The sequence below is a fragment of the Synergistaceae bacterium genome (assembly GCA_017444345.1).
Classification (GTDB): Bacteria; Synergistota; Synergistia; order Synergistales; family Aminobacteriaceae; genus JAFUXM01.
Window position 1 is genome coordinate 1 of sequence record JAFSWW010000083.1, and the last position, 24,821, is coordinate 24,821.

Annotated in this window: 19 protein-coding genes; 11 read left to right on the top strand and 8 right to left on the bottom strand. The window is 39.6% G+C overall.

Going from position 1 to position 24,821, the window contains the following annotated elements:
• The 3 genes from IJS99_05920 to rplS form a co-directional block, all read left to right on the top strand.
• The coding region (locus IJS99_05920) for a KH domain-containing protein (GenBank protein MBQ7561351.1) at positions 1-153 on the top strand (153 nt) is incomplete at its 5' end.
• Between the two features lie 3 nt (positions 154-156).
• On the top strand, positions 157-1,293 hold the full coding sequence (gene trmD, locus IJS99_05925; GenBank protein ID MBQ7561352.1) for a tRNA (guanosine(37)-N1)-methyltransferase TrmD: 1,137 nt from the start codon (positions 157-159) through the stop codon (positions 1,291-1,293).
• Between the two features lie 26 nt (positions 1,294-1,319).
• A complete protein-coding gene (rplS, locus tag IJS99_05930; protein ID MBQ7561353.1) occupies positions 1,320-1,673 on the top strand; it encodes a 50S ribosomal protein L19 in 354 nt (117 codons plus the stop codon).
• 70 nt (positions 1,674-1,743) lie between these two features.
• Here rplS and IJS99_05935 read toward each other — a convergent pair whose 3' ends face one another.
• The 7 genes from IJS99_05935 to IJS99_05965 all read right to left on the bottom strand — a co-directional run bounded on the left by IJS99_05935 (position 1,744) and on the right by IJS99_05965 (position 11,957).
• Positions 1,744-3,429, bottom strand: a complete 1,686-nt coding sequence (locus tag IJS99_05935; GenBank protein MBQ7561354.1) for a cache domain-containing protein — start codon at positions 3,427-3,429, stop codon at positions 1,744-1,746.
• 35 nt (positions 3,430-3,464) lie between these two features.
• Complete coding sequence (locus tag IJS99_05940) at positions 3,465-5,966, bottom strand: DUF4968 domain-containing protein (protein ID MBQ7561355.1); 2,502 nt, start codon at positions 5,964-5,966, stop codon at positions 3,465-3,467.
• A gap of 2 nt (positions 5,967-5,968) precedes the next feature.
• Complete coding sequence (locus IJS99_05945) at positions 5,969-8,473, bottom strand: glycoside hydrolase family 31 protein (protein ID MBQ7561356.1); 2,505 nt, start codon at positions 8,471-8,473, stop codon at positions 5,969-5,971.
• A 208-nt stretch (positions 8,474-8,681) separates the two neighbouring features.
• Positions 8,682-10,007: a TRAP transporter large permease gene (locus IJS99_05950; GenBank protein MBQ7561357.1), complete on the bottom strand. Its 1,326-nt coding sequence runs from the start codon at positions 10,005-10,007 to the stop codon at positions 8,682-8,684.
• A 2-nt stretch (positions 10,008-10,009) separates the two neighbouring features.
• Positions 10,010-10,501, bottom strand: coding sequence for a TRAP transporter small permease (locus tag IJS99_05955; protein ID MBQ7561358.1), 492 nt, complete (start codon positions 10,499-10,501; stop codon positions 10,010-10,012).
• Positions 10,501-11,478 (bottom strand): TRAP transporter substrate-binding protein, encoded by a 978-nt coding sequence (locus IJS99_05960; GenBank protein ID MBQ7561359.1) that lies wholly within the window; start codon positions 11,476-11,478, stop codon positions 10,501-10,503. Before IJS99_05960 ends, IJS99_05955 begins: the two co-directional genes overlap by 1 nt.
• Positions 11,479-11,765: 287 nt before the next feature.
• On the bottom strand, positions 11,766-11,957 hold the full coding sequence (locus IJS99_05965) for a hypothetical protein (protein ID MBQ7561360.1): 192 nt from the start codon (positions 11,955-11,957) through the stop codon (positions 11,766-11,768).
• 140 nt (positions 11,958-12,097) lie between these two features.
• Here IJS99_05965 and glpX point away from each other — a divergent pair, with 140 nt between their 5' ends.
• From glpX to IJS99_06005, 8 genes are read left to right on the top strand one after another with little or no spacing between them, the layout of a single operon-like run.
• Positions 12,098-13,075, top strand: coding sequence for a class II fructose-bisphosphatase (glpX, locus tag IJS99_05970; GenBank protein MBQ7561361.1), 978 nt, complete (start codon positions 12,098-12,100; stop codon positions 13,073-13,075).
• Complete coding sequence (locus IJS99_05975; GenBank protein ID MBQ7561362.1) at positions 13,076-13,690, top strand: DedA family protein; 615 nt, start codon at positions 13,076-13,078, stop codon at positions 13,688-13,690.
• Entirely contained in the window at positions 13,687-15,195 is a 1,509-nt protein-coding gene (locus IJS99_05980) for a YifB family Mg chelatase-like AAA ATPase (protein MBQ7561363.1), read from the top strand. The genes IJS99_05975 and IJS99_05980 overlap by 4 nt, the downstream gene beginning before the upstream one ends.
• A 7-nt stretch (positions 15,196-15,202) precedes the next feature.
• On the top strand, positions 15,203-16,066 hold the full coding sequence (locus IJS99_05985; GenBank protein ID MBQ7561364.1) for an ankyrin repeat domain-containing protein: 864 nt from the start codon (positions 15,203-15,205) through the stop codon (positions 16,064-16,066).
• Positions 16,067-16,073: 7 nt separating this feature from the next.
• Positions 16,074-19,193 carry a helicase gene (locus IJS99_05990; protein ID MBQ7561365.1) on the top strand — a complete coding sequence of 1,040 codons (3,120 nt, stop codon included), beginning with the start codon at positions 16,074-16,076 and terminating at the stop codon, positions 19,191-19,193.
• Positions 19,190-22,315, top strand: a complete 3,126-nt coding sequence (locus tag IJS99_05995; protein ID MBQ7561366.1) for an Eco57I restriction-modification methylase domain-containing protein — start codon at positions 19,190-19,192, stop codon at positions 22,313-22,315. Before IJS99_05990 ends, IJS99_05995 begins: the two co-directional genes overlap by 4 nt.
• Entirely contained in the window at positions 22,305-23,462 is a 1,158-nt protein-coding gene (locus tag IJS99_06000; GenBank protein MBQ7561367.1) for a CCA tRNA nucleotidyltransferase, read from the top strand. Before IJS99_05995 ends, IJS99_06000 begins: the two co-directional genes overlap by 11 nt.
• A complete protein-coding gene (locus IJS99_06005; GenBank protein MBQ7561368.1) occupies positions 23,459-24,379 on the top strand; it encodes a ribonuclease Z in 921 nt (306 codons plus the stop codon). The genes IJS99_06000 and IJS99_06005 overlap by 4 nt, the downstream gene beginning before the upstream one ends.
• A 6-nt stretch (positions 24,380-24,385) precedes the next feature.
• On the opposite strand, the gene IJS99_06010 is transcribed toward IJS99_06005, so the two are convergent.
• Entirely contained in the window at positions 24,386-24,718 is a 333-nt protein-coding gene (locus tag IJS99_06010) for a DUF1622 domain-containing protein (protein MBQ7561369.1), read from the bottom strand.
• Between the last annotated feature and the right edge of the window lie 103 nt (positions 24,719-24,821).

The window sequence follows — 24,821 nt, forward strand, 5'->3', positions numbered from 1 at the left end:
GGCGGAAATAAAATCCTGATTCGGGTTGCCCATGAGGACGTGGGGCGAGTAATCGGGAAGAGGGGAGCAACGATCAACGCTATCCGGCTGTTGGCCAAAGCGGCAGCAGTCAAGGCCGGTGAAAGGGTTGATGTTGACATCATCGAGGACTAAATAATTAACGTAAGCATAATAACGGCATTCCCGGAATTATTCTCAAATTTCCTGAATACAAGCATTCCGGGGCGTGCTGTAAAAAATGGGCTTGTCGGCGTTGAACTCGTGAATTTACGCGATTTTGGCCGGGGAAATTATAGACAGTTAGACGATTATGCGTTCGGTTCGGGCGGAATGTTGTTCGCAGCTCCGCAGTTAAAAGACGCTTTAAATTTTGCATCGCATAAAGGAGTCAAACCGTTTGTAATATTCCCTTCGCCGCAAGGAGTCTTAATCAGTCAGGAAATAATTGAGACTCTGGCACATCAGGAACAAGTTATTATAATCTGCGGACATTATGAGGGCATTGACGAAAGATTTACGCAAAAATATGTAGATTTAGAAATCTCTATAGGTGATTGCGTATTAACCGGCGGAGAAATCCCCGCAATGTTGATAATTGACGCGATGTCGAGACTTGTTCCCGGTGTAGTCGGCAAGAATAAAGCCGTTATAGAAGACTCATTTTATCGTGGTATGCTTGATAATCCGAATTATACGAGGCCGTTTACATGGGAGGGACTCGACGTTCCGGAAATCTTAACGAGCGGCAATAACAAGCAAATTTCTAGGTGGCGCAGAAGAGAGGCAATAAATCGAACTCTGACACGCAGGCCGGACTTGATAGCAAGAGCTTCTATACGTGATTATTTAGCCGGAAAAATTAATCTTGCTGTTATCGCAAATAATGAAGACGTGAATTTATGCGGACTTAGTGAGCTTTGCAGAGCCTATAATCTGGGAAGATATTATATAATCGCTAATGATCATGATTTACGCGAGAAAATAAAAAATTTATATCCTGACTCAAAAATTATAGGCAATATTGCGAGGTTGTATAACGAGAATAAGCAGGAAAATTTATTAATCGTGAAGATTCACGCGCGTTCGGGAGATAATTTGCTGCATAGTCTTGAATTAAAGCGCAAATGTTTAGAACATGAGGGCGGAATTATATTTTTATTTGCTGACGATGAGAGCAGATTTTATAATATTCAGGGCTTGGCAGGTTATCTCTATGAAGCAGGACAAGACATAAATGTTCCGTTGAATATATTAATAGGAACCGCTTTAGATAGGTTATTAGGGAAGCGTTAAATATTTATTAGGAGGCATTATTCAAATTGAACGCTGTAGATTTAGTTCAGAAGAAGTACTACAGAGAAAATGAATTACCGGATTTCAGACCGGGCGACACTCTGAGAGTACACGTAAAAATTAAAGAAGGTACCCGCGAACGTATACAGGTCTTTGAGGGCATTGTTATAGCCAAACAACATGGAGGACTTGACGAGACTTTCACAGTGCGCAAGATTTCTAACGGAGTCGGCGTTGAAAGAATATTCCCGGTGCATTGTCCCTCGATTGATAAAATTGAGGTTCAGCGTCAGGGCAAAGTCAGACGAGCAAAATTATATTATCTCCGTAAATTAAGCGGTAAGGCAGCAAGAATCAAGGAACGCCGCAAATTTGCATAGTACACGAGAAAATATATAAAATTATTCCCCCTGTCATGAATTCACACGGCCGGGGGGATTTTTTTGTGCGTTAAATCTTGAAATAACTGGCTGCTTCCTTCAAGTCTTCAGATAATGAATCAATTATCTTTGTGTCGTTGAATACGTTATTAACATTTTCGGCAATTTCTGCTATTGACGCTGTAGCCTGCTCGTTTGCTGCTGATGTCTGCTCTGATACTGAAGAGAGTTCGTTTACTGCGTTTGAAATCGTCTGCCTGATTGAGTCAAGCCTCGTAGTTACGTCTGACACTGAAGAGATTTCTACGAGTGATGAGGCTATTTCTTTATCAAGCAATGTAAATTTTTCTTGAGTAGTTGCTAAGACCTCGCGCTCTTCATTGATTAAATTTTCGACTTCTTGAGCCTGACTCACACATTCGCCCGATAACTGCTTAATTTCTAAGACTGTATCATTAATTGACTCGGCGGCCTCGTTTGATTCCTCTGCTAACTTCTTAATTTCTGCGGCGACAACCCCGAATCCCTTCCCTGCCTCACCTGCCCGGGCTGCTTCGATTCCTGCATTGAGTGATAATAAATTCGTCTGTGATGCAATAGAAGTTATCATCTTAATTTTTTCGCCTATATTGAGAATTGCATTATTAGTAGCTTTTATTTTGTCGGTGATTATTTCAATGGCTTTGTAAGATTTAACGGAGGAGTCGGCGGCTTCTGTTATACATTCTCCGGCGGTCTTGTTAGCGTCATTCATTTGTGAAGATATTTCGCTAAGATTCTTGACGTTAGAGACGGCTTGCGAGATTATTTTTTCCATGTCTGAAATATTTTCGCCTATATCCTGAACACTTTTGACCATTTGGAGAGTCGTATCAGATAGAGATTTCATAGTGTCAGAAATTTGATTCGCCGCAAATGATGAGTTCTTAGCAAGTTCTTCAGTGGATTTTACTGTCTCCGTGAGTTCATAGGCCGAGTCTAATATTCTCCCGATTGAGTCATTTAATACGTGCTCAAGTTTATCGGCTGAGTCTAATAATTGCGCGGTCTCGTTAATCTTGCTGTCTAGTAAAATTTCCGTGTCAAGATCTCCATCTGATAATTTCTCGATTTCGGCGGCAACTTCTTTTAACGGGTCGGCTACTCTTTTCGCGACTATCAGGGCAATAATCGAATAAATAATTATCATCGCGGCACTTATAGCAAATATCATGATGTAAATACTTCGTGAAGCTGCCTGAATCTGAGTCGCAGGTTTGCCGGAAAATGCCATCCCTACAATTTCGCGGCCATTAGTCAGCGGCATATAATAAACGTGATAGACAAGCCCGTTAATTTTTACGTTGTCAGAATAATAATCATTGCCCGATTTCACAGCCTGCCATACTGCTTCAGACGCCGGAGTGCCTTCTATTCTGTGCCCGTTTGAGTCTAATATCGTCGTCATGAATCTAATATTTTTCTTGAATATAGTAAATTCAAAGCCTGTTTTCTTCATAACGTCAATATATTCTGTGTCATACTCGCAAAAATCCCCGTCAAGATTTATATTATGCTTTAAATCATATTCGTAGTATTCTTTGAGAGCCTGAGACGCTAGAATTAATGACTCCTTTGTGCTTGAGTTAAGATTACTCACAACTATTCCGGAATTCACGAGCGCAATAATTATAACAGCACTAATTAACGGTAACAAAGCAAAGATTACTAACATAGTGCGCAGGCTTATATGACGCTGTCTAGCAGATTTACTCATTATATGCCGCCTCCTTCAGATATATTTATAAATAATTACTCTTCATTCATGCCGATTAAGTCAAATTTTTCTGTTGAGATAATAATTTCACTCACCGGCCAAGAACATTTAACACAAATAGTGCGGTCCGACAAATTATAATACCAGCCTTCACGCGAGTCCCTGAAGTTATCAAGTGTGATAAAGCGCGCTATTTTCCGGCCGTCGACTCTGACCCAGTATGCGCCCTTCTCTTTGCTGATGACTCGTAAATTTATTTGCTGTATAGTCTCGTGATAACTGCCCTCACGCGTGAAATTTATAATTTTGCGGTTACCTGATTTTACGGTGATTTTAACGCTTGAGAATTCGCCGTGTTTATAATTTTCTGTATGGCCGTCATCATCATAAAAAGTAAATTCGCTGTCGTTATCTGCACCGATCAAGAAATCAAGAGTCTTCACCGAGTCAAAATTTATGCGTTTAATATCGTCGCTCGTGAAAAATATAGAATTACCCCGTAAAAACATGGGAATACTTGAATCATTAACCGGAATATTAATCACTTGGCCGCCCTGATAAAGTTTTAAATTATCGCTCATATCATACCAGTTACAGCCGGCAGGTAAATAAATTTGCCGAGTCCCCGCGCCCTTCTCGATAACATTTGCGACAAGTATAGAATTTCCAAACATAAACGTAAAATTATTGTCGCTGTAAGTGTTTATATCGTCAGGAAATTCAAGAAATAACGGCCTCATAACGGGAAGACCTGATTTATTTGCTTCATTCATGAGTGAATATAAATAGGGCAGCATTCTATAACGTAAAGCAAAAGCCTCACGAACTTGCGAAATAATTTCTTCATACATGAAGGGCTGAGTAACTGTGTTATCATTATTTGCTGAATTCAGAGTAAAACGGGGCTGGAAGATTCCATTTTGAATCCATCGTAATAATAACTCGCTTTCAGGTGCTCCGCCTGCAAACCCGCCTATATCACAGCCCATATTTGCACAGCCCGATAAACCCATTCCGAGAATCGTTGCAATATTAAATTTTAGAGTCCTCCAGTCAGTGAGATTATCTCCGCCCCAGACTTGAGCATATCTCTGAATCCCCGCATAACCTGCACGATTAATTACATATGGGCGTTCATTTGGATATACATTTTTTATAGCTTGAATAGCAGTGAGTGCCATCAAATTCGAGTGAATAATTTTGAGTTCCGCCATAGTCCCGCCCATTCCGTTATTATCGCAAAATGCCTCGCGGTCTTCTATGCCGTCAAATTCGCAATTATCGTTCCAGACAGTTTTTGTGCCTTTGCGTAAAATATTTTTTTCGAGTAACTCACGCCACGAGTCCCGGCCTGATTGACTGGTAAAATCTATAAATCTCCCTTCACCGCCCCACCATCTTCCGTAATAGTCGCCGCTCTTATCCGGAGTCTTTATAAACGCGTTGTTATTCTCGTAAAAATTCGCATATGGGTGATTCTTGAGGACTCCGGGCTTGAGATTGCAAATTACGTTAATTCCCAGCGCGTTCATTTTCGCAAAAAATTCTTCAGGATTCGGGAATCGCTTATAATTCCAGTTAAAAGTATATCGCAAGTTATCTTTTTCTCCGCTTGAATACCCCGATGCGAGCCAGAAATTATCAATATAAATTTTTTCGCGCAAATGTTTGTCAATTAAATTATAGATTTCCTTGTCGCAGTTCTCTTCAAGTTCGGCATAATACATTGAAGACGCGCAATAACCGAGTGATTGCTTTGTCGGCAATATAGTCCGCCCTGTGAGCCATGTATAACGCTCGATAACTTTTTTCATGCTTGAGCCGTTAATAAAGAATAAATCTATATCCCCGCCGTCAGTCTGATAATAATTATAGCGTTCCCAGTAGCCTGAAATTTCTTGACCTAAATCAAACACGCAATCATAAGAATTATTATAAAATATTCCCAGTGAATGCAAATTATCTCGATTCACACGAATATAAAACGGGATGTGCTTATACATCGGGTCGCCTGTCTCAGGGTCATGGCCTATAGCGTCTTTAGGGGACATTCGCAAACGTCTAAATTTTTTGTCAAGATTCCCGGTCTTCTCGCCGAACCCGTAAAAGAAATCTTTTTCTCTGTCCATACATGAATAATGACTCAACCGGCCTAACTGGTCGCGCTCAAATGAACGTTCCGGCAAGTCTCGATAAATGCAAGTTCCTTCATTATTATATAGCGCAAAATTTAGGGGAGATTTATTCATGACGAGTCTTAGAGTCTTAGTCGTGAAAGTTAAATTTTTCTCGTTTTCCTGATAGTCTATATTCAGCGCGTTAATCCTAGTGCGTTCACCTGCAAATAAATTATCAAGCTCATCAGCCCACGCCGTAGTAATTAAAGCATACGAGCATTCACGAAAAGCCCGGGCAAATGATACCCGGACTCTTATAACGTCATCGCTAAGAAATACAAGCATAATATCAGCATTATCTGCGTTAATAATATAGCCGCTGCTTGTTTTGTTGATTGCACGAAAATTTTTTATTAACATGATTACATACCTATTAAATCAAAGTCTTCAAATGAAATTTTTAGCGTAAAATTCTGATTCGGGTTCGCAAATTTTATGATTACTGCGCGTTTTGTCTGGCTGTAGTACCAACCTTCAGAGGCAGAGTCAAATTTTTTGCGATTCAAGAAATGCTCAAGTTTCTTATTTCCGAGTGATACCCAGAAGGGGCTGCGGTCCTTGCGTATAAACTCAACGGCAAATTTTTTAACAGTGTCAGTATATGAGCCTTCAGAAGTAAATTCAAGATTTATGACACTTGAGCCTGACATTTTTATATTCGTCCTGCGATATACACCGTTGATAAAATCGTTGCTTACTCCGTCATCGTCATAGAGTGTGTAACTTCTCTCTCTGCTATCTTGAGTCGGTGCGATAATAAATTTCAGGTCAGTTATTTTATCAAGTGCCATGCTTGAGAGTTTATTTTCTGCCATAGGAATAATTGCGCCATCACGTATAAACATGGGAATGCTCGCCAAATCTACAGGAATATCAATAAATTGTCCGCCCTCGTAGAATTTATAATTATCGTTCCAGTCATACCAGCCCGAACCCGACGGCAAATAAACGCGTTTAACTTTTTGTCCCGGCTCGATAACATTTGCTACAAGAATATCACGGCCAAACATAAACTCAAAACTTTCATCAAATACTCGTGAGTCTTCCTGAAATTCATAGACAAGAGCCCGCATAATCGGAGCACCCGTTAAATTTGCCTCATACTCAAGCGAATAAAGATAAGGCGTGAATTTATAACGCAGTAAAATAGCTTCACGAATCAAATCCGCCGAATTCTTGAACATCCAAGGCTCTGTAACTGTATTATCATTGCTGGCTGAATGAATCGAGAAACGAGCTTGAAATATACCATTTTGAACCCAGCGCAAAAATAATTCTTCACTGGGAGCAGGCCCCGCAAATCCGCCTATATCCGCGCCCTCGTTAGGCTGACCCGATAAGCCCATGCCCGTAATAATGGGAATATTATATTTTAGACTCTCCCAGCTCGTAAAATTATCCCCGCACCATGTTTGAGCGTATTTCTGAATCCCTGCGCTGCCTGACCTGCATACTATATATGGCCGAGCGTCTTTATTATGTTCACGGACTGAGTCACCGCCGATTTTGCACATTATTGTTGACATAAGCGGCTTTAACTGCGCAATTGTCCCGCCCTTGCCGTCAAAATCAACGCGCGAGTCCTTATCTACTAAGCTGTCATACTCGCAATTATCGTCCCATATTGAGTCCGTGCCTACGTCAATAACATTTTTGATTAAGTAATCCATCCATGCGCGGCGAGCTTCAGGCTTTGTGAAGTCCCAGAATGCCCCAGTGCCTCCCCACCAGCAGCCGAGTGCAATTTTTGAGGGGTCTTTGCTGTCCTTCACGAATACATCGCGGCTCATGAATTCATTAAATAACGGGTGAACGAGTAAGATTCCGGGCTTGACGTTAGGGACATTCTGCGCGCCCTTCTCGTTCATTGCTGCAAAATATTCGCGGGGATTCTTGAATCTCGTAGTGTTCCATGTAAATACACAGCGTTTACCGTCAACGCTCGTATAACCTGATGACAAGTGAAAGCCGTCAATCGGGAAGCCCTCGGCCTTTATCGTGTCAATGAATTCAAGCACTGCATCGTCGCTGTTTTTCTCTAGTTCGGGATAATACATTGATGAGCCTTGATAACCGAGCGCACGTTTTGGCAATAATGCCGGCCGACCAGTCAAAAGAGTATAATTATTTATTATTTGCTTGATTGAATCGCCCGATATAAAGAATAAATCTATATCTCCGCCGTCTGCCTGCCAGTAAGAATAACGAGGCCAGTAATTACTCTTTTCACAGCCCATGTTAAACACTGACTCATAAAAATTGTGATAAAAGAGTCCCAGTGCCTTGTGATTTCCGCGAGTCAATCTTATATAAAAGGGTATATGCTTATAAAGAGTGTCGCACTTCACGGGATTATAGCCCATTGCATCGGTCGCCCGCTGACGTAAAAAAGTTTGATTCTTGTTTAAGACTCCCGCCTTCTCTCCGAATCCGTAAAAGCAGTCATCTTCATTCATTCGGCTGTAATGAGTTACTCTATTATTTGAGTCAAGAGTGAAGGGATTCCCAGCTAATGACGAGTAAATTTCTGTGCCCTCTGAGTCATAAAGTCTCATACAAAGCGGGTCTTTGTCGAACTCAAGAGTCAATTTTACCGTCTTGAATATTATTTTATTATCGGACTCGATAGAAACAGGCTCGACTGGGTCAACTCGTTTTCTTTCTCCGGTGAATAAATTATCAAGCCTATCAGCCCACCCTGTAAGAGTTAGAATATATGACTCCTCGTCAAATTTCTTGTCAAAAGAAGTCCGGACTCTGATAATATCGTCGGTCAAGCAATAAATTTTTATATCGGCTGAATTAGTGTGAAGTATATAGAAGTGTTCTAATTTTTCGGAGTTAATAATTTTAGCGCATATTTCCATGTAACAAATTACCTCCTGAATTATATATATTATGAACGCAGCAAAAAATTTTACGTGAATATCCTGCATATATATTAACGTGATAAAGATTTGCGGCTAAATTTTTCCATTATTCTACTCCCACCCGCCCACCCTGCTGCTTCGCAGCAGAGTAGAATAGGAGAAAACAAGAGCGAGACTCTTTCAATCAAGCCCCGCCCTAAAATTTTTATCTCGTCCAGCCCATGCCCTTAATAAGTCCTGTCCAATATGGAAGACTCAAGGCAATTTGCGGAATATATGTAACGAGCATTAACGAAATAAACATTGTGATAAATATCGGCACTATATACTTTGTAACGCCCTCGATTTTGACATTAGCAACTCCGCAGCCCACAAATAAACATGAACCGACCGGAGGTGTTACTGATCCTATACCGAGATTCAATATAAGCATGAGTCCAAAATGTACGTCGCTCATTCCGATTCTGCGAGCTATGGGCAAAAATATCGGCACAAATATTAACACCGCCGGAGTCAAATCTAAGAACATTCCCATTACTAGCAAAAATACATTCATGATTAAGAGAATTACATATCTATTATTAGATACGCCCATAATCATTTGTGAAATCGCGTTAGGAATTCCAGTTCTCGCCATTACATAGGCCATTATTGACGACGCAGCAATCAAGAATAAAATCGTCGCCGAGCTCTTCATCGTGTCAGATAGTAAATTATAAAGAGTCTTCAAATCCATTTCTCTATAAATCGCTGCTAACAATCCGCAATATAAGCACATTACGACTCCCGCTTCAGTGGCCGTGAAGATTCCCGCTAAAATTCCGCCCATTACTATAATTACTGCAAATAATGACGGGAATGCGTCAATCCAAATTTTTAAGGCCGAGTCCTCTTCTTTGACTTCTGATTTCTTATAGCCGAGTCTTATTGCTAAGAATATCGCCATTATAGCAACAGCCACGCCGAGAATTCCACCCACGAAATAACCGCCCATAAATAAAGCAGCAACAGAGACTCCGCCCGCTGTAATCGAATACAGAATCAACGGCCCCGACGGAGGAATTAATATTCCAGTGGGAGCTGAACAGATATTTACGGCTGCCGAATAGTCAGGATTATAGCCCTCGTCCTTCTCAAGAGGTGAAAGAATCGAACCCATTGCAGACGTTGCCGCGACTGATGAGCCTGAGACAGCCCCGAAAAACATATTAGCTAATACATTTGTCGCTGCTAGATAACCGGGGATTTTGCCGACAAGTAATCTTGCGAGTCTCACAAGTCTTCTAGCAATTCCGCCCTTATTCATGATATTGCCGCCCAGTGAGAAAAACGGCAGAGCTAATAACGAGAACGAGTCAAGTCCGGAAAAACATTTTTGTGCGGCAGTAAAAGCAAAGCCTTCAAGAGTAGTAACTCCGCTCACACACGCAGCAACTACTGAAGCTATACCGATTCCAGCTGAGATAGGCACTCCGGCAAATAACATAATAAAGAATGACACGAATAATACTACAGTTGCAGTGATTACCATGATTAATTATTCCCGCCTTCCTGTTTATTATTACGAGCTGAGAAAGCCTGCAAATATTTCAAGACTCGCGCTATTATTATCATGACTCCGCAGACAGGCTCAATTAAATATAAAGTCTTCATGGGAATTCGCATAACTGACGAGACATTTGTAGCAGTGCTTGATAATTTCATGCCTCCGTAAATAAACACGTACACAACAAAGAATAATATACAAGCCTCGATAAAAATATCAAGAATGAGCTTAAATGCTCCCTTTGCACGGTCAGACACGAGGGTCAATGCTAAATGCTCATCACGGTAAAAACAATAGGCAGATCCTATCATTCCCGCAATAATTAATACATAGCGCAATAACTCATCTGTGAAAGTTGACGGATCTTTGAGTACCCACCGGCTGAAAATTTGCCACGTTCCAAACGCTACAAGTATGAACATAGACAGGGCCATTAAGAATCTCATAACCGAGTCTAAAATTTTTTCTAGAGTCTTCATTATTTTGCGGCCTGAATTCTTTCAACAAATGAGTATGTAGCAGCGTCTGACTTCTTTAAATTCTCATATAACGGGGCGACTGCTTTCTGAAATGCCGGCTTGTCGACATCTTTAATATATTCTACTTTATCACCGACTTGAGCTTTTACGTCGTCTTCAAATTTTGCCCAGAGTCCGCGATAATTTTCTACCATTTTTGCGGCGGTCTCGTTCATGATTTTTTTCTGTGAGTCGCTCATTTCGTCCCAGACTTTTGCGGAAATTACTATTACATCGGGAATCATTGTGTGCTCATCGTAGCAATAAAATTTTGTTACGTCGGCGTGATCTCTTAAAGCTGTAATATTATTCTCTGCTCCGTCGATTACTCCCTGCTGCATTCCCGTGTAAATGTCGCTGTAGCCCATGACGGTCGCACTGCCTCCGAAAGCGTTCATCATGTCGATTGCCATTTGTGAGTCCATCGTGCGAATCTTTAAACCCTTTAAATCTTCAGGCTTGCGAATTGCTTTATTAGCAGTGTAGAAGCAGCGAGTCCCCGATTCAAGCCATGCAATACCGATAAAGCCGTCTTTCGCAGTGAGATTATATAAATCTTTGCCGATTTCACCGTTCATTACATTATACAAATGATCTTTATCGCGGAAAACGTAGGGAACTGATACACAATTCCAAGCAGTCTCAAAATTTGAAAGAGTGCCGGCTGATACTTTTGTCATTTCGAGCTGTGATGCCTGAATCTGTGAAACGCAGTCAGCTTCTGAACCTAATTGCCCATTTGGAATAATATTAATTGTGATTGAACCGTTAGAGGCATTATTTACAGCTTCTGCCCATTCAGTCATTGCAATGTGAACGGCGTGATCTTCGGCCAAGTTGTGAGCGAGTGTGAGAAAGAAACTTTTTTCAGCAGCACAGCAGGCCGCAGCGGATAATACGAGCGCAAAACAGGTTAATAATACAAGAAACTTTTTCATGATATAAATATACCCTCCTGAATAAAATTTTAAAATATTTCGGTGAGTTAATTTTAATGGAATAAAGCGTGAGAGTAAATTATTAATTTTTCGTATTATTATAAAAATTTGCGGGAATTCTGCGATTAATTTTAGGCACAGGAGTATATAAAATTAGCATAGTAACCCCGTCCCGTCATCCCATAGACCCATTTTTGCCCAGTGATATAATTTTTCGTATGATACTTTGTATAATTTTTTCAAGTGTACGTGCCTATATCCTTTCACAAAATAAATAATGCTTTACGTTATAAATTAGTAATGTAAATTATATAACATTTTTGCGGAAAATAAATTTTAGTTTGATTATTAGCTTGCTTGAATAAAAAATTTTTGCTGCTAGTTACAGTATATTCGAGTATATAAATTTTTCCTGCTGTTCGTGATGGCATATTCGAGTCTATAAAAATTTTGCGCCTTATGCTGGAGTCTGTATACATGAATAAAATTTTGCGGCTGGGCTTATTTTCTCGTAAAAAAATTTCTTGCTTTTATTGTCAGAAATATTCAAGTTATTATATAATCTCGCTTATCATGAGCAATTAAATAAATTTTCGAGGGAGACTCTATACATAACATAATGGCATTATTTGCGCAGGATAAAAATTTAGCTATGGAACTTGTTAGAGCAGCAGAATCCGCAGTAATAGCATCAGGCCGCTGTTTTGGACTCGGCGATAAAAACGAGGTCGACCGCACAGCACTTGAAGCAATGCGTAATGTTCTGAACGGTGCCGCAATGAAGGGCTTTATCGTAATAGGTGAATGCGGAAATCACGAAGTCGGAACAGGTGAAGGCCCCGAAATGGATATAGCATTAGCACCAATTGACGGAACCCGCTTAATGGCACAAGGTCAGGACGGCGCAATAAGTGTTATAGCAGCTGCTCCGCGTAATTCAATGTTCAATCCCGAAAATTTATTTTACTTGAATAAAATAGTAACAGGACCTGAAGCAGCAAATTATATTGACATTCAAGCACCTATCGAATTTAACGTAAGAATCACAGCAAAGGCAAAGGGTAAGGCCATTCATGAAACAACAGTAGTAATGCTTGACAGACCGCGAAATCATGAAATTCTCGAAAAAGTCCGTGCTATGGGAGCAAGAATAAGACTTATAAGTGACGGCGACGTTGCAGGCGCATTAATGACGAGTCTTCCCGGTCATGAGACGGCGGATTTATTACTGGGAATCGGCGGATCTCCTGAAGCAGTTATTACGGCTTGTGCTTTGAAATGTCTTGACGCTAATATGCAGTGTCAGCCCTATTTCAGAAATCAAGATGACGAAATCAAAGCAAAGGCAGGGGGACTCACTCGCGACACAGTTTTTACGATTGACGATTTAGTTAAGAGTGATAATGTTTTCTTTGCAGCGGCGGGAGGTTCTGACGGCGATTTATTGAAAGGTGTTCACTATCACGGAGCGCAAATCGAGACGAATTCACTTTGTATGAATGCGGGCACAATTAGATATATTTCTGCTGTATACTCACAAAAAAAATTAATGGAAATTAGCGAAAACTCAACAATCAGGGAGGAAAATTTTTTATAAATGAATTTATTATCTGCTTTAACATCGTGGCTGGTTGATACAATCGGCAAAATGGGTTACACGGGTATAATCTCGTTAATGTTTCTTGAATCGTCATTCTTTCCTTTCCCTAGTGAAGTAGTAATGCCGCCCGCCGGTTATTTAGCTTGGAAGGGTGAAATGTCTTTAACTCTTGTATTACTATCAGGAATCGCAGGGAGTTTACTGGGAGCATTATTTAATTATTGGCTTGCTGTCAAACTTGGCCGGCCGTTATTATTAAAATATGGAAAATATTTCTTTATCTCACAAGAGACTATAGACAAAGCGGAAAAATTTTTTAACACTCACGGACATATAAGCACGTTTGTATGTAGATTATTACCGGGTATTCGTCAGTATGTTTCATTGCCTGCGGGACTTGCAAGAATGCCGCTCAAACAATTTTGTATTTATACGGGACTCGGCGCGGGGATATGGGTATTTGTGCTGACTTTCGCGGGGTATTTACTCGGTGAACATCAGGAATTATTAAAGCAATATTTACACGTCATCACAATTTCATGTATAGCACTCGCAGTAATTGCAGGCTTAATATATTATTTCGTGATCAAAGCAAGGAAAAATAAATCATGAGCGGAATTTTAGGCGTAACTCTAAGAGGTATGGAAGCCCTCCCGGTTGAAGTTGAAGTAGAAATCACGAGGGGGCTTTTTGCTATATCAATTGTTGGAATGGCTGACGTTGCCGTGAAAGAATCCCGCGAAAGAGTCCGAGCTGCTTTGCGTTCCTTAGGGCTTGACTTAAGGGGGCGGGTCTCTGTGAATCTTGCTCCGGCTGATATTCCCAAAGAAGGCGCATTATTAGATTTACCCATTGCACTAGAAATGATTTTAGCGTTAGGAGCGTTAAAACAATGTCCAAAGGCTTTATACATGGGAGAATTAGCACTTGACGGCCGATTAAGACGTGTGAGGGGAGCAGTCCCCGCGGCATTTCTCGCTAAAAAAATGGGAGTCCCGTTATATATTCCCAGTGAGAACGCCGGAGAAGTCGCACTAGTTCAGGGTGTAGAAGCATATTGCGCTGATAATCTAGCAGAGTTAATTAACAGCTTACTCGGACATGAACAGCCCCGCCCATTGCCGCCCGTTTCGATTCCTGATTTGCCGGTAAATATTGACACAGATTTTGCGGACATTAAGGGGCAGGCTCAAGCAAGACGAGCCGCAGAAATCGCCGCAGCTGGTCATCATAATTTATTATTAGTCGGTTCGCCCGGAAGCGGCAAAACTTTAATAGCTAAGGCAATACGTGGAATTCTCCCGCCATTAACTGATGATGAACTTGTAGAGACTCTTTTAGTTCGCAGCACACTCGGAATGCCTATTAACTCAACCCGTGAAAGACCCTTCAGAACTGTACATTTTAGCGCAAGTACTGTATCAATCTGCGGAGGCGGGAATAATTTGCGGCCCGGTGAAGTCTCACTTGCTCATAGAGGCGTGTTATTTCTTGACGAGTATACGGAATTTAAACGCGATTTAAGGGAGAGTCTGCGAGCTCCCATTGAAGACGGATTTATAACAGTCAGCAGAGCAGCCGGAACAGTCGAATATCCTTCACGAGTCTTGCTTATTTTAGCCGCAAATCCATGTCCCTGCGGTTATGCCGGTGATCCCGTTATGACGTGTAAATGTTCAGCCGTTGATATTGAGAAATACGCGCGCAAATTATCAGGCCCGATTATAGACAGAGTCGACTTACAAGTTAATGTGCCTAGATTGACTCCTGATGAGCTGCTTTCATTTGATAATAACGGTAATCAGCCCGAGTCAAGTTCAGTTATTCGCGAAAGAGTTATTAAAGCTCGCAAAATTCAGCAAGAAAGATGGCGGGAATTCAATATAGTATGTAATGCGGAATTGCCGGAAAAACTCGTTAAAAAATTTCTGACTCTCCCTGATGACGCGCGTGATTTTCTCGTGAACATGGCCGCAAAATTGCATCTATCAGGGCGGGGACTAAGCAGGACTCTAAAAGTTTCGCGGACTATTGCGGATTTAGCAGGCGATGAGTCAATCCAGAAAAAACACGTTGCTGAGGCTTTAGTATTCAGACAAGGCTACGGAAGGAGATAAAATTATTATGCCAGCAAGAAAATTTATAGCATTATTTATAGCATTCTCATTTATTATAAATATAGCCGCATTCTCAGAAGCAGCAAAAAAACAAAAAATTGACGTATTCAAACTCGCAAAAAACGGGACTCTTTCTGAACTCAAGACAGCAGCAAAGAAGGGCGCAAATTTCAACGTAAGACGGCATTATGATGAATTCCCGGAGAATTATGACGACTCGGATTTAACAGCCCTTGACAGCTCGACTCCTTTATTCTGGGCGGTGGCATATAATCATAATAAGGGCGTAATAAAATTTTTAGTCTCTCAGGGACTCAACGTAAATGACTCATGCGGTGCAGGAAATTCATACAGCGCGAATCCCCTAGCATTTGCCGTAGATTCTGAAAATTTGCAGGCTGTCAGAGAATTAATCGAATCCGGCGCGAAAATACATGATAATGAAGTTATTGACGGTAATATGTTTATTACTCTCGCTGATAAAACGAGCAGCACAGCCAGATTAATTTTTGCTGAAATCCTGAAGGCCGGCGGAAATGTAAACGAACACTATGAGCCAGCACCCGACGAGAGAAAAATTTATACTTTGCCGCTTAATAAATGGACTTCAACAGATCCGACAGAAAATTTATTAGATAGTTTAGCTCATTATGAATGGGGGATTTTCCGGGCATCGTGTCCGGCCTTAATGTTTGCGGTTTTCTATGATAATCCCGTCATGATTGATTTATTGCTTGACTCGGGAGCAGACGCAAATATTATTAACGCAGAAGGACGCAAAGCACTTGATTATGCTATGATTAAGCCAATTAACAGCAAAATAAAACGCTCAAAATCTTTTAAACGTTTACAGGCAGCAACAAAGAAATAAATTTTTCATGACTCAATTTTTCACGAACGAACCCGAACGAGATTTATATACACGTTTTGCGAAAATTATTGACGACGGCACGCAATTTTTTGATATTCTTGTAGGCTATTTCAGGTCAAGCGGCTTTTTCCGGCTGTATAAATCACTTGAGAACGTACAAAATATTAGAATTCTCGTAGGACTCAATATCGACAGCAGGACTCAAGATTTATTAAAAAATTTCTCGCATGAAATAATAAACGAGTTCGATAATTCGGAGGTATCTTATAATATTGAAGACGGAGCGAAAAAATTTATATCGTGGCTCAAATCCGGAAAAATCCAAATGCGTTTATATCCTGATTCTAAAACTAGACTTCATGCAAAAGTTTATATACTCAGGCGGAATAATGGACTCAACAGCGTTATAACGGGATCCAGCAATTTTTCTGAAGCCGGCTTAATTGATAATATAGAATTCAACGTAGAATTAAACGATGAATCAGACGTAAAATTTGCGCTCGATAAATTTAATTCGTTATGGTCTCAAAGCATAGATATTAATAATATTTATATTGACACAGCAGAGAATCATACGTGGCTGCGTGATGATATTATGCCCTATGAAATTTATTTAAAGACTCTATATGAATTCTTTTATGACGAGATTAATTCAGACAAAGAAAATTTATCACTCTTTAACGGACGAATCCCCCGCGATTATATAAGACTTCAATATCAGATTGATGCGGTAATTCAGGCCAAGAAAATGCTTGAGTCTTATAACGGCGTATTTATTTCTGATGTTGTAGGACTCGGCAAGACTTATATATGCGCAATGCTAGCGAAAATTTTACCAGCCGGGAGAAAATTAATTATTTGTCCGCCCGTCCTTATTGATTACTGGCGCGATGTATTAGCAGATTTTGAGGTTGCTGCAAAAGTCGAATCGCTCGGAAAATTAGATAATATTTTATCAAGCAAACAAGATTATGATTATATTTTTATCGATGAGGCTCACAGATTCAGGAATTCATACACTGAAGGATTCACGAAATTACACGAAATCTGCCATAACAAGAAAGTAATATTAATTTCAGCGACTCCGATAAATAATTACTCAAGCGACATTGCAAATCAAATTTATTTATTCCAGCCTAGACACTCAAGCAATATCCCCGGAGTCAGAAATCTTGATTTATTCTTTAAGCGCATTAATGACAAACTCAAAAATTTAGACGGGAATTCACCAGAATATATTAAGCAAAACCGCGCAAATTCTGAAGAAATCCGGGATAAAATTTTGCGGCATATCATGATTAGACGTACCCGCAGCGAAATTATTAATTATTATAAATCTGACATGCTCAAACAGGGACTCTCTTTTCCGGAAGTCAAATCACCTGAAAAAATTATTTATAGCTTTGATGACAGAATCGACAAATTTTTTAATGAGACCATGAATATAATCAAAAATTTTAATTATTCACGTTATAAGCCGCTGACTTATTTAATAAATCCCGGAAAATTCGCAGGCCTCTTGACTTCACAGCATAATATGGGCGGATTCATGAAATGTTTACTAGTTAAGAGACTCGAAAGCAGCTTTCACGCATTCAGAATGACTCTTAATAGATTTATTGACTCGTATAAAAAATTTATTGACATGCTTAATAATCATCACGGAGTCTATATCAGCAGCAATCTTGATATTTATGATTTACTTGACTCCGGCAATACCGACGAATTAATTAATCAGGTCGAGAATAACAACGCCCGTTATTTTAACGAGTCAGAATTCAACACAAATTTTATTATTGACTTAATTGACGACTTGAAGGATCTTGAAAAATTGCGCGGCTGGTGGGACTCCGTTAAGACTGATCCGAAATTAGAGAAATTTTGCGATGATTTGATTCATAATAATATCTTGTCAGCAAGCAAAAAAATTATTATATTCACTGAGTCTACAGAGACGGCAAAATATTTATATGATAATCTGCAAAAAATTTATAATTCACGAGTGATTTATTTTTCCGGTGATAGCAGCAAATCTCTTAAATCTAAGATCGAATCAAGTTTTAACCCGAAAAATTTTGACTCTCTGCACCCTGAAAGCGATTTATACGACGTATTAATTACGACCGATATTTTATCAGAAGGAATAAATTTACACCAAGCTAATATAATTATTAATTATGACCTGCCTTGGAATCCTACACGAATTATGCAGAGAGTCGGACGTATTAACAGAGTCGGGACTTCTCACAGCAATATTTACGTGTTTAATTTCTTCCCGACCGCTCAATCTGACAAGCATTTATCACTCAAAGCTAAAATCTTGAATAAATTACAAATGTTTAATGACACTCTAGGCAATGACTATAAATATTTATCTGAAGACGAGAATCCCAGCCCGAAAAAACTTTTTGACGTTCTTGACGAGCTCACAAGCATTAACGGCGATAATGACTCATCAGAAGACGGCGAACTAAAATATTTACAGGCTATCAGAAATATACGCGACAATGATAATATTTTATTCACGAAATTAGCAAGACTCCCGGCTATGGCAAAAACCGGCAAATTTTCACGCGAAATAATAAGCAGCTCGACTCTAACTTTCATACGCAAGGGAGCTTTAAAAGAATTCTTTATCACTCAAGGCAGCCAGACCCGACAAATTTCTTTTACTGAAGCCGCTAAAATCCTAGAATGCACACCGGACGAGTCCTGCGCAAAAATTGAGTCAGATTATTTCACTCAGCTTGAATTAAATAATAAAGCATTTGACGAGTCATTAACTCATGAGAATATAACAGATTTAACACGGCCATTCTTAACAGGTAACGAGAAAAAATTTTTTAACGAGCTGAAATCTATTCAGTACGCAAGAATCTTAAATGATACACAGCAAAATATTATTTCACGAATTATCAGGGCTTGCGAGGAAGGCAGACTCCCCCCTAATCTGATAAAATCAGCATTGAAATTTTTTGCCGGGACTCATAATTCAAGCGAAAAATTTGCAGTCATTGAGACTCTCATACCCCGCAGCTATCTTTATACGCGAAAAGAAGCAGCTATTAAGCACGACGGGGCAAAACATGTTATATTATCTTGCTATATAAGGGGGACTCACTCATGAATATTAACGAGCTTAAGACTGAAATTTTTAGAGAAACTTTGCAGGCTGATTTTAATATAAACACTTTCAGGCGTTTTTTGAATGAATTATTAATTGACGTTGATTTATTGCCGGATAATCAAATAAAGCCGCCCGAAAATTTTTCTCACAGCATAAAATTTTATAGTAATCTCGGCAGCTATAATATTTCTGACTCGCAAAAAATAGCCCTCCTTGCAATTTGCTTGAATAATCTTGACTCACGGAGTTCTCAGCGCAATTTTTTACGCACATTGTTAAATAATAACACTTTTGACGCAGCCCTCGCAGCCTTCTATGTGAATGACTCCCCCGAAAAATGGCGGCTCTCTCTCGTCATGATGGATTATGTTCAGCCTAAGGGATTTAATATTAATCATGCTAAGAGATTTTCTTTTCTCGTCGGCAGGGGTGAACCCTCTCACACTGCTCAGGAGCGTCTATTACCCATTTTTCTGCAGAATAACAAGCCAGATTTTGATAACTTAGTCGAGGCCTTTAACGTTGAGCCCGTTACTAATGAGTTTTTCACGCGCTATAAATCTAAATATGAATCTCTAAAAAATTTTCTTGAATCACTCGATAATCGCCCGGAAATTCCCGAACAGTTCGCTAAAAAATTACTCGGTCAAATTGCTTTCTTGTATTTCGTGCAAAAAAAAGGCTGGCTCGGAGTAAAACGCGGCGAAAACTGGGGCAATGGCTCAAAAACTTTCTTGCGCGACCTATTCAATAAATGCGTGAGTGCCAATCAAAACTATTTTAGCAGCTGCTTAGAGCCTTTATTTTATGAGGGACTTAACAAGAATCGCGGCGATGAGTCATTCTTCCCTGAGCTTGACTGCCGTATACCTTTTTTGAACGGGGGACTCTTTGAGGGCAGCAAATCAAATTTTACGCTACCTAATGAAATTTTTTCGAACGAGTCATTTAATGGAATTCTTGACATTTTCGACAATTATAATTTTACTATTTCTGAAGATGAGCCGCTTGAACATGAAATCGCTATAGATCCCGAAATGCTCGGAAAAGTTTTTGAAAGCCTCATGGATCCGCAAAACCGCAAAAATATCGGAGCTTTCTATACTCCCCGAGAAATTGTGCATTATATGTGTCAGGAGTCTTTAATCTCTCACATTTCAGCAAAAACAGGCATTAACGATGACGATATACGAAATTTTTTCATGTTCGGCGAAATTATGACTCGTCAAGAAATCAACCCGCAAATTTTATCGCGCCTAAACGAAATCGACTCAGCTCTCAAAAATGTAAAAATTGTTGACTTGGCCGTCGGTTCCGGTGCCTTCCCGCTGGGGATTCTCAACGAAATTATAAGCGCGCGCAATGTTATATCGCATTTCTTGAATGATAAAGCAATAAATTTCTACGAACTCAAGCGGGATACTATAAAGAATTCAATTTTTGCCTGCGACATCGAACCCAGTGCCGTAGATATTGCGAAATTGCGTTTATGGCTCTCTCTTGTTATCGATAATGACAGCTCACAGCCTCACCCCCTCCCGAATTTAGATTGTAATATTATTTGCGCTGATAGTTTGATTAATTCTTTCATGGGCTTGAAACTCGACGACGAAAGCAAATATACAAAGATTACGACTCAGAATAGACAAGGGACTTTCTTTGATGACGATGTAAACGAGCGCACGGAAAAATTAATAACTCTGCAAAAAAATTTATATGACGCTAATGACCCCGACGAGAAAAAAAGATTACGCGATCAGATTTCAGCAATATATGACGAGATTATTATTTCGCAAATTAATATTCAGCCCGATGATAAACGCGATGAGAGACTAAAATTTTACGAGAAAGCTAAAACATTACCCTCAAAACCTTTTTTATTATGGCAAATGACATTCCCGCGAGTCTTTGCTGAAAATGGCGGCTTTGATATTGTTATCGGCAATCCCCCTTATATAAACGTTGAGAAAATTTCAGACCGCAAAGCAATTTATGACGCTTTCAAGACCTGCATAATGAGAACTGATTTATATATAGCGTTCATAGAAAAAGGGTGCTCACTCCTCGCGCCTTATGGGACTCTCTCGTTCATTATTCCATATTCGTACACCAATCAGAAATACGCGCAATTATCCCGCAAAATGTTACTTGATAATTTTATAGTTGATGAGATTGTTGACACAAGCAATTATTTTGTGTTTAATTCAGCAACCGTGAAAAATATAATCTTGAGAGTCTCTAATAAGCCGAGATTTACACGAGTCAGAATCGCAATGAATAGAGATGATTTCAGATCGCGAAAATTTACCGAGTTCGCAGTAAATCAGGACGTTTTTAGAGAATTACCGGAAAATAGATTCAGGACAAATGATTTAAGCTCAGCAAGCAATATTAAACGCAAAATTGACGCGGAGTCCGTGAAAATGGGTGATATTTGCCTGACTTCATACGGAGCAAGAATTAACAGCAAATATGACTCTTCACGCCTGAAAAGTTATTATTTATATGATGAATATGAGGAAGGACTCAAGCCGTTTATTGAGGGCAGAAATATACAACGCTATTATCACGAGCGGTGCGGCTGGCTTAAGTACTGCCCTGATGAACATTATCGTCCAGTCTTCCCGGAAATATTCGAGAATGAGAAAATAATATCAGCTAAAATTGTGAACGAGCGATTAAGATTTTCATATGACGACAAGAATTTATACAATAGCGACACTGTTGTAAATTGTGTGAGAATCGATAAATTACGCAAAGCAAAGCACAGGACAGCCGAGAAAATTTGCGAGTCATGCAAGGATTTTGATTTTGTCTCACAGTATGACATGAAATTTTTACTCGGTATTCTGAATTCGCACCTAGTAAATTGGTATTTCTTCACATTTATTAGCGATGATTTAAATTTTTTTCCTGATAATGAGCAACAATTCCCGATAATAGATCTGCGCAAGAAAAATATAAATCAAAGCGAAATAATAAATCTTGTCGATAAAGTAATCGCGCTCAAATCACAGCATCAGCCCGCGCAAGAACTTGAATCACAAATTGACAGACTAGTTTACGAGCTTTACGGCCTGAACGAGTCAGAAATTGCTATAATTGAGGGCCATGACGAATAAAAATTTATTGATGGCAAATAATATCGCGCAAAAAGTAAAAGAATTCGGCGGACGAGCTTATTTTGTCGGCGGTTATGTGCGTGATTCAGTAATGGGACTTGAAAATAAGGATATTGATATAGAGATTCACGGCGTGGAAATAGCTTCGCTTGCTGAAATTCTTGACTCACTCGGTGAAGTTATGAGAATGGGTGCAAGTTTTGAGATTTTAAAGCTGAGACATTATGATTTAGATATAGCTTTGCCGATTGACATTTACGGAGGTGAACACAAGGCGGCATTACGGCGGGATTTCACGGTGAATGCGTTAATGCAGGATATTTTGACGGGTGAAATTCTTGACTTTTTCGGAGGGCTTGACGATATAGACTCGCGGATTATAAAGCAAGTAAGTTATAAAAGTTTTCAGGATGACCCGTTAAGAGTTTTGAGGGCTGCCCGTTTTGCTGCGTGTTTAGATTTCAAGATAGACAGTGAGACAAAAAAATTTGCTTCTCGTGTGAGGCTTGACTCCCTTGCAAGTGAAAGAGTCTTTAATGAGATTGAGCGTGCATTAATGAAATCGAGTCGGCCGTCTATATTTTTTGAGTCTTTACGTGAAATGCAGCAAATAAATTACTGGCTCGGTGAATTAGAACGAGTCAAAAATTTTGATATTATAGACAGCGCGGCCAAGTTAAGAGATAAAGCGGACGGAAAATTTTATTTCATGATGAGTGCTTTGTGTCTTGATATAGAATCGCCTGAAAAATTTTTAACGAGATTGACTAGTGAAGACAAGTTAATTAAATACGTGCTGAACATGATTGATTTAACAAGTAAAATAAATTTCGCCGATAATGAATATAATTACATGAAAATTTTTGACGAGTCAATTTGTCCGAGTGATTTATTATTATTGTCGCGCTTATTAGTGGATGACTCAAAATATAACGAGCTTGAAAATTTTTTAGAGTTATATAATTCACGAATGAACGAGCCTTATTTAATGGGACGAGATTTAATAGAGTCAGGAATTAAGCCGGGTGCTTTAATGGGTTTAGCGTTAGGATTTGCGCATAACTTGAGACTCGCGGGGATAAATAAAGACGGTCAATTATTGCGGACACTAGAATTTATACGAGAGAAGGCGGAGAAATTTTCATGATTGATATTACACTTTTAGGGACTTCGGCGTTACTGCCATTACCTGAACGGGCTTTGACTTCAGTTGCACTATTTTGTGAGGGACATTCTATATTATTTGACTGCGGAGAAGGGACTCAGACGGCAGCGAGAAAATGCGGAGTCAGCTTAATGAAGACTGATTTAATAGCACTCACTCATTATCACGGGGATCACATTTTAGGAATTCCGGGATTATTGCAGACTATGAGCTGTATGGGAAGGACTGAAAAAATTTATATCACAGGGCCTGAAGGACTCGCGAAATTTATGAGTCCGATTTTGACTCTGACTGATTTTATTTCGTTCGATGTAGTATTGCTTGAGAATTTGCCCGGAAAACTTTGCGATTTAATTAAAGGCTGGCCATATGGAGCGAGTTTAAATGCTTTCCCGACAGTTCACAGAGTTCCCAGTCAAGGTTATTGCTTTACGTTGAGCAGGCTCGGCAAATTTTTACCTGATAAAGCTCAAGAGTTAAATATCCCCGTTAATCAATGGAATATTTTACAACACGGCGAAAATATTTTATTAAATGAAAGAGTTATAACGCCTTCAGAAGTAATGCAAGCTCCCAGAAAAGGACTAAAATTTGTATTCACCGGCGATACTTGTGAGTGCGAAGAGATAATAAAAGCGTCAAAAGGTGCAGACCTGTTAATTTGTGAGGCAACATACGGCGAAGATTTTCAGGCAGAACAGGCGCGCGAATATGGACACATGAATTTTTCACAGGCCGCAGGGATTGCTAAGAGTGCAGGCGTTAAAAGATTATGGCTGAGTCATTACTCTCAAGTTATAGGCAGCCCGTTAAGATATTTACCGAATGCACAAAAAATTTTTCCTGAAACAATTTGCGGCCATGACGGAATGAGAATAAAACTTGAATTTGAAGATTAAATTAAATTATTCTTCGTGCTTGGCCTCTTCTGTCTTTATCTCCCAGTGAATCAAAAATGTTAGTGCACCCCGCAATAAAATAATTGCGCCGAGTACAGCAAGTTCGCTCCATTCACGAACTATTACAGTTCTGAGAACCTCGCCGCCTAGTTTGAATTCAAGCGATAAAGCGATACCCTTAGCAAGAGTTAATCTCACGTGTTCGTCCCGGCAAAGACAGCCCCATATACTTTTTAAGGCAGTAATCAGCAGGATAATAACTCCTACACATTCCATTAAGAGCACGCCGTATTGAACGACTAAATGAAACACTGAATCAATTTGATGTAATAGCGACATAGATTCTCATCTTCCTTTCATGTATGTATGTGTAATATATTAATATAATAACAAAAATATATACCAGCAAAAAATTTTACGCATTATTCTACTCCCACCCGCC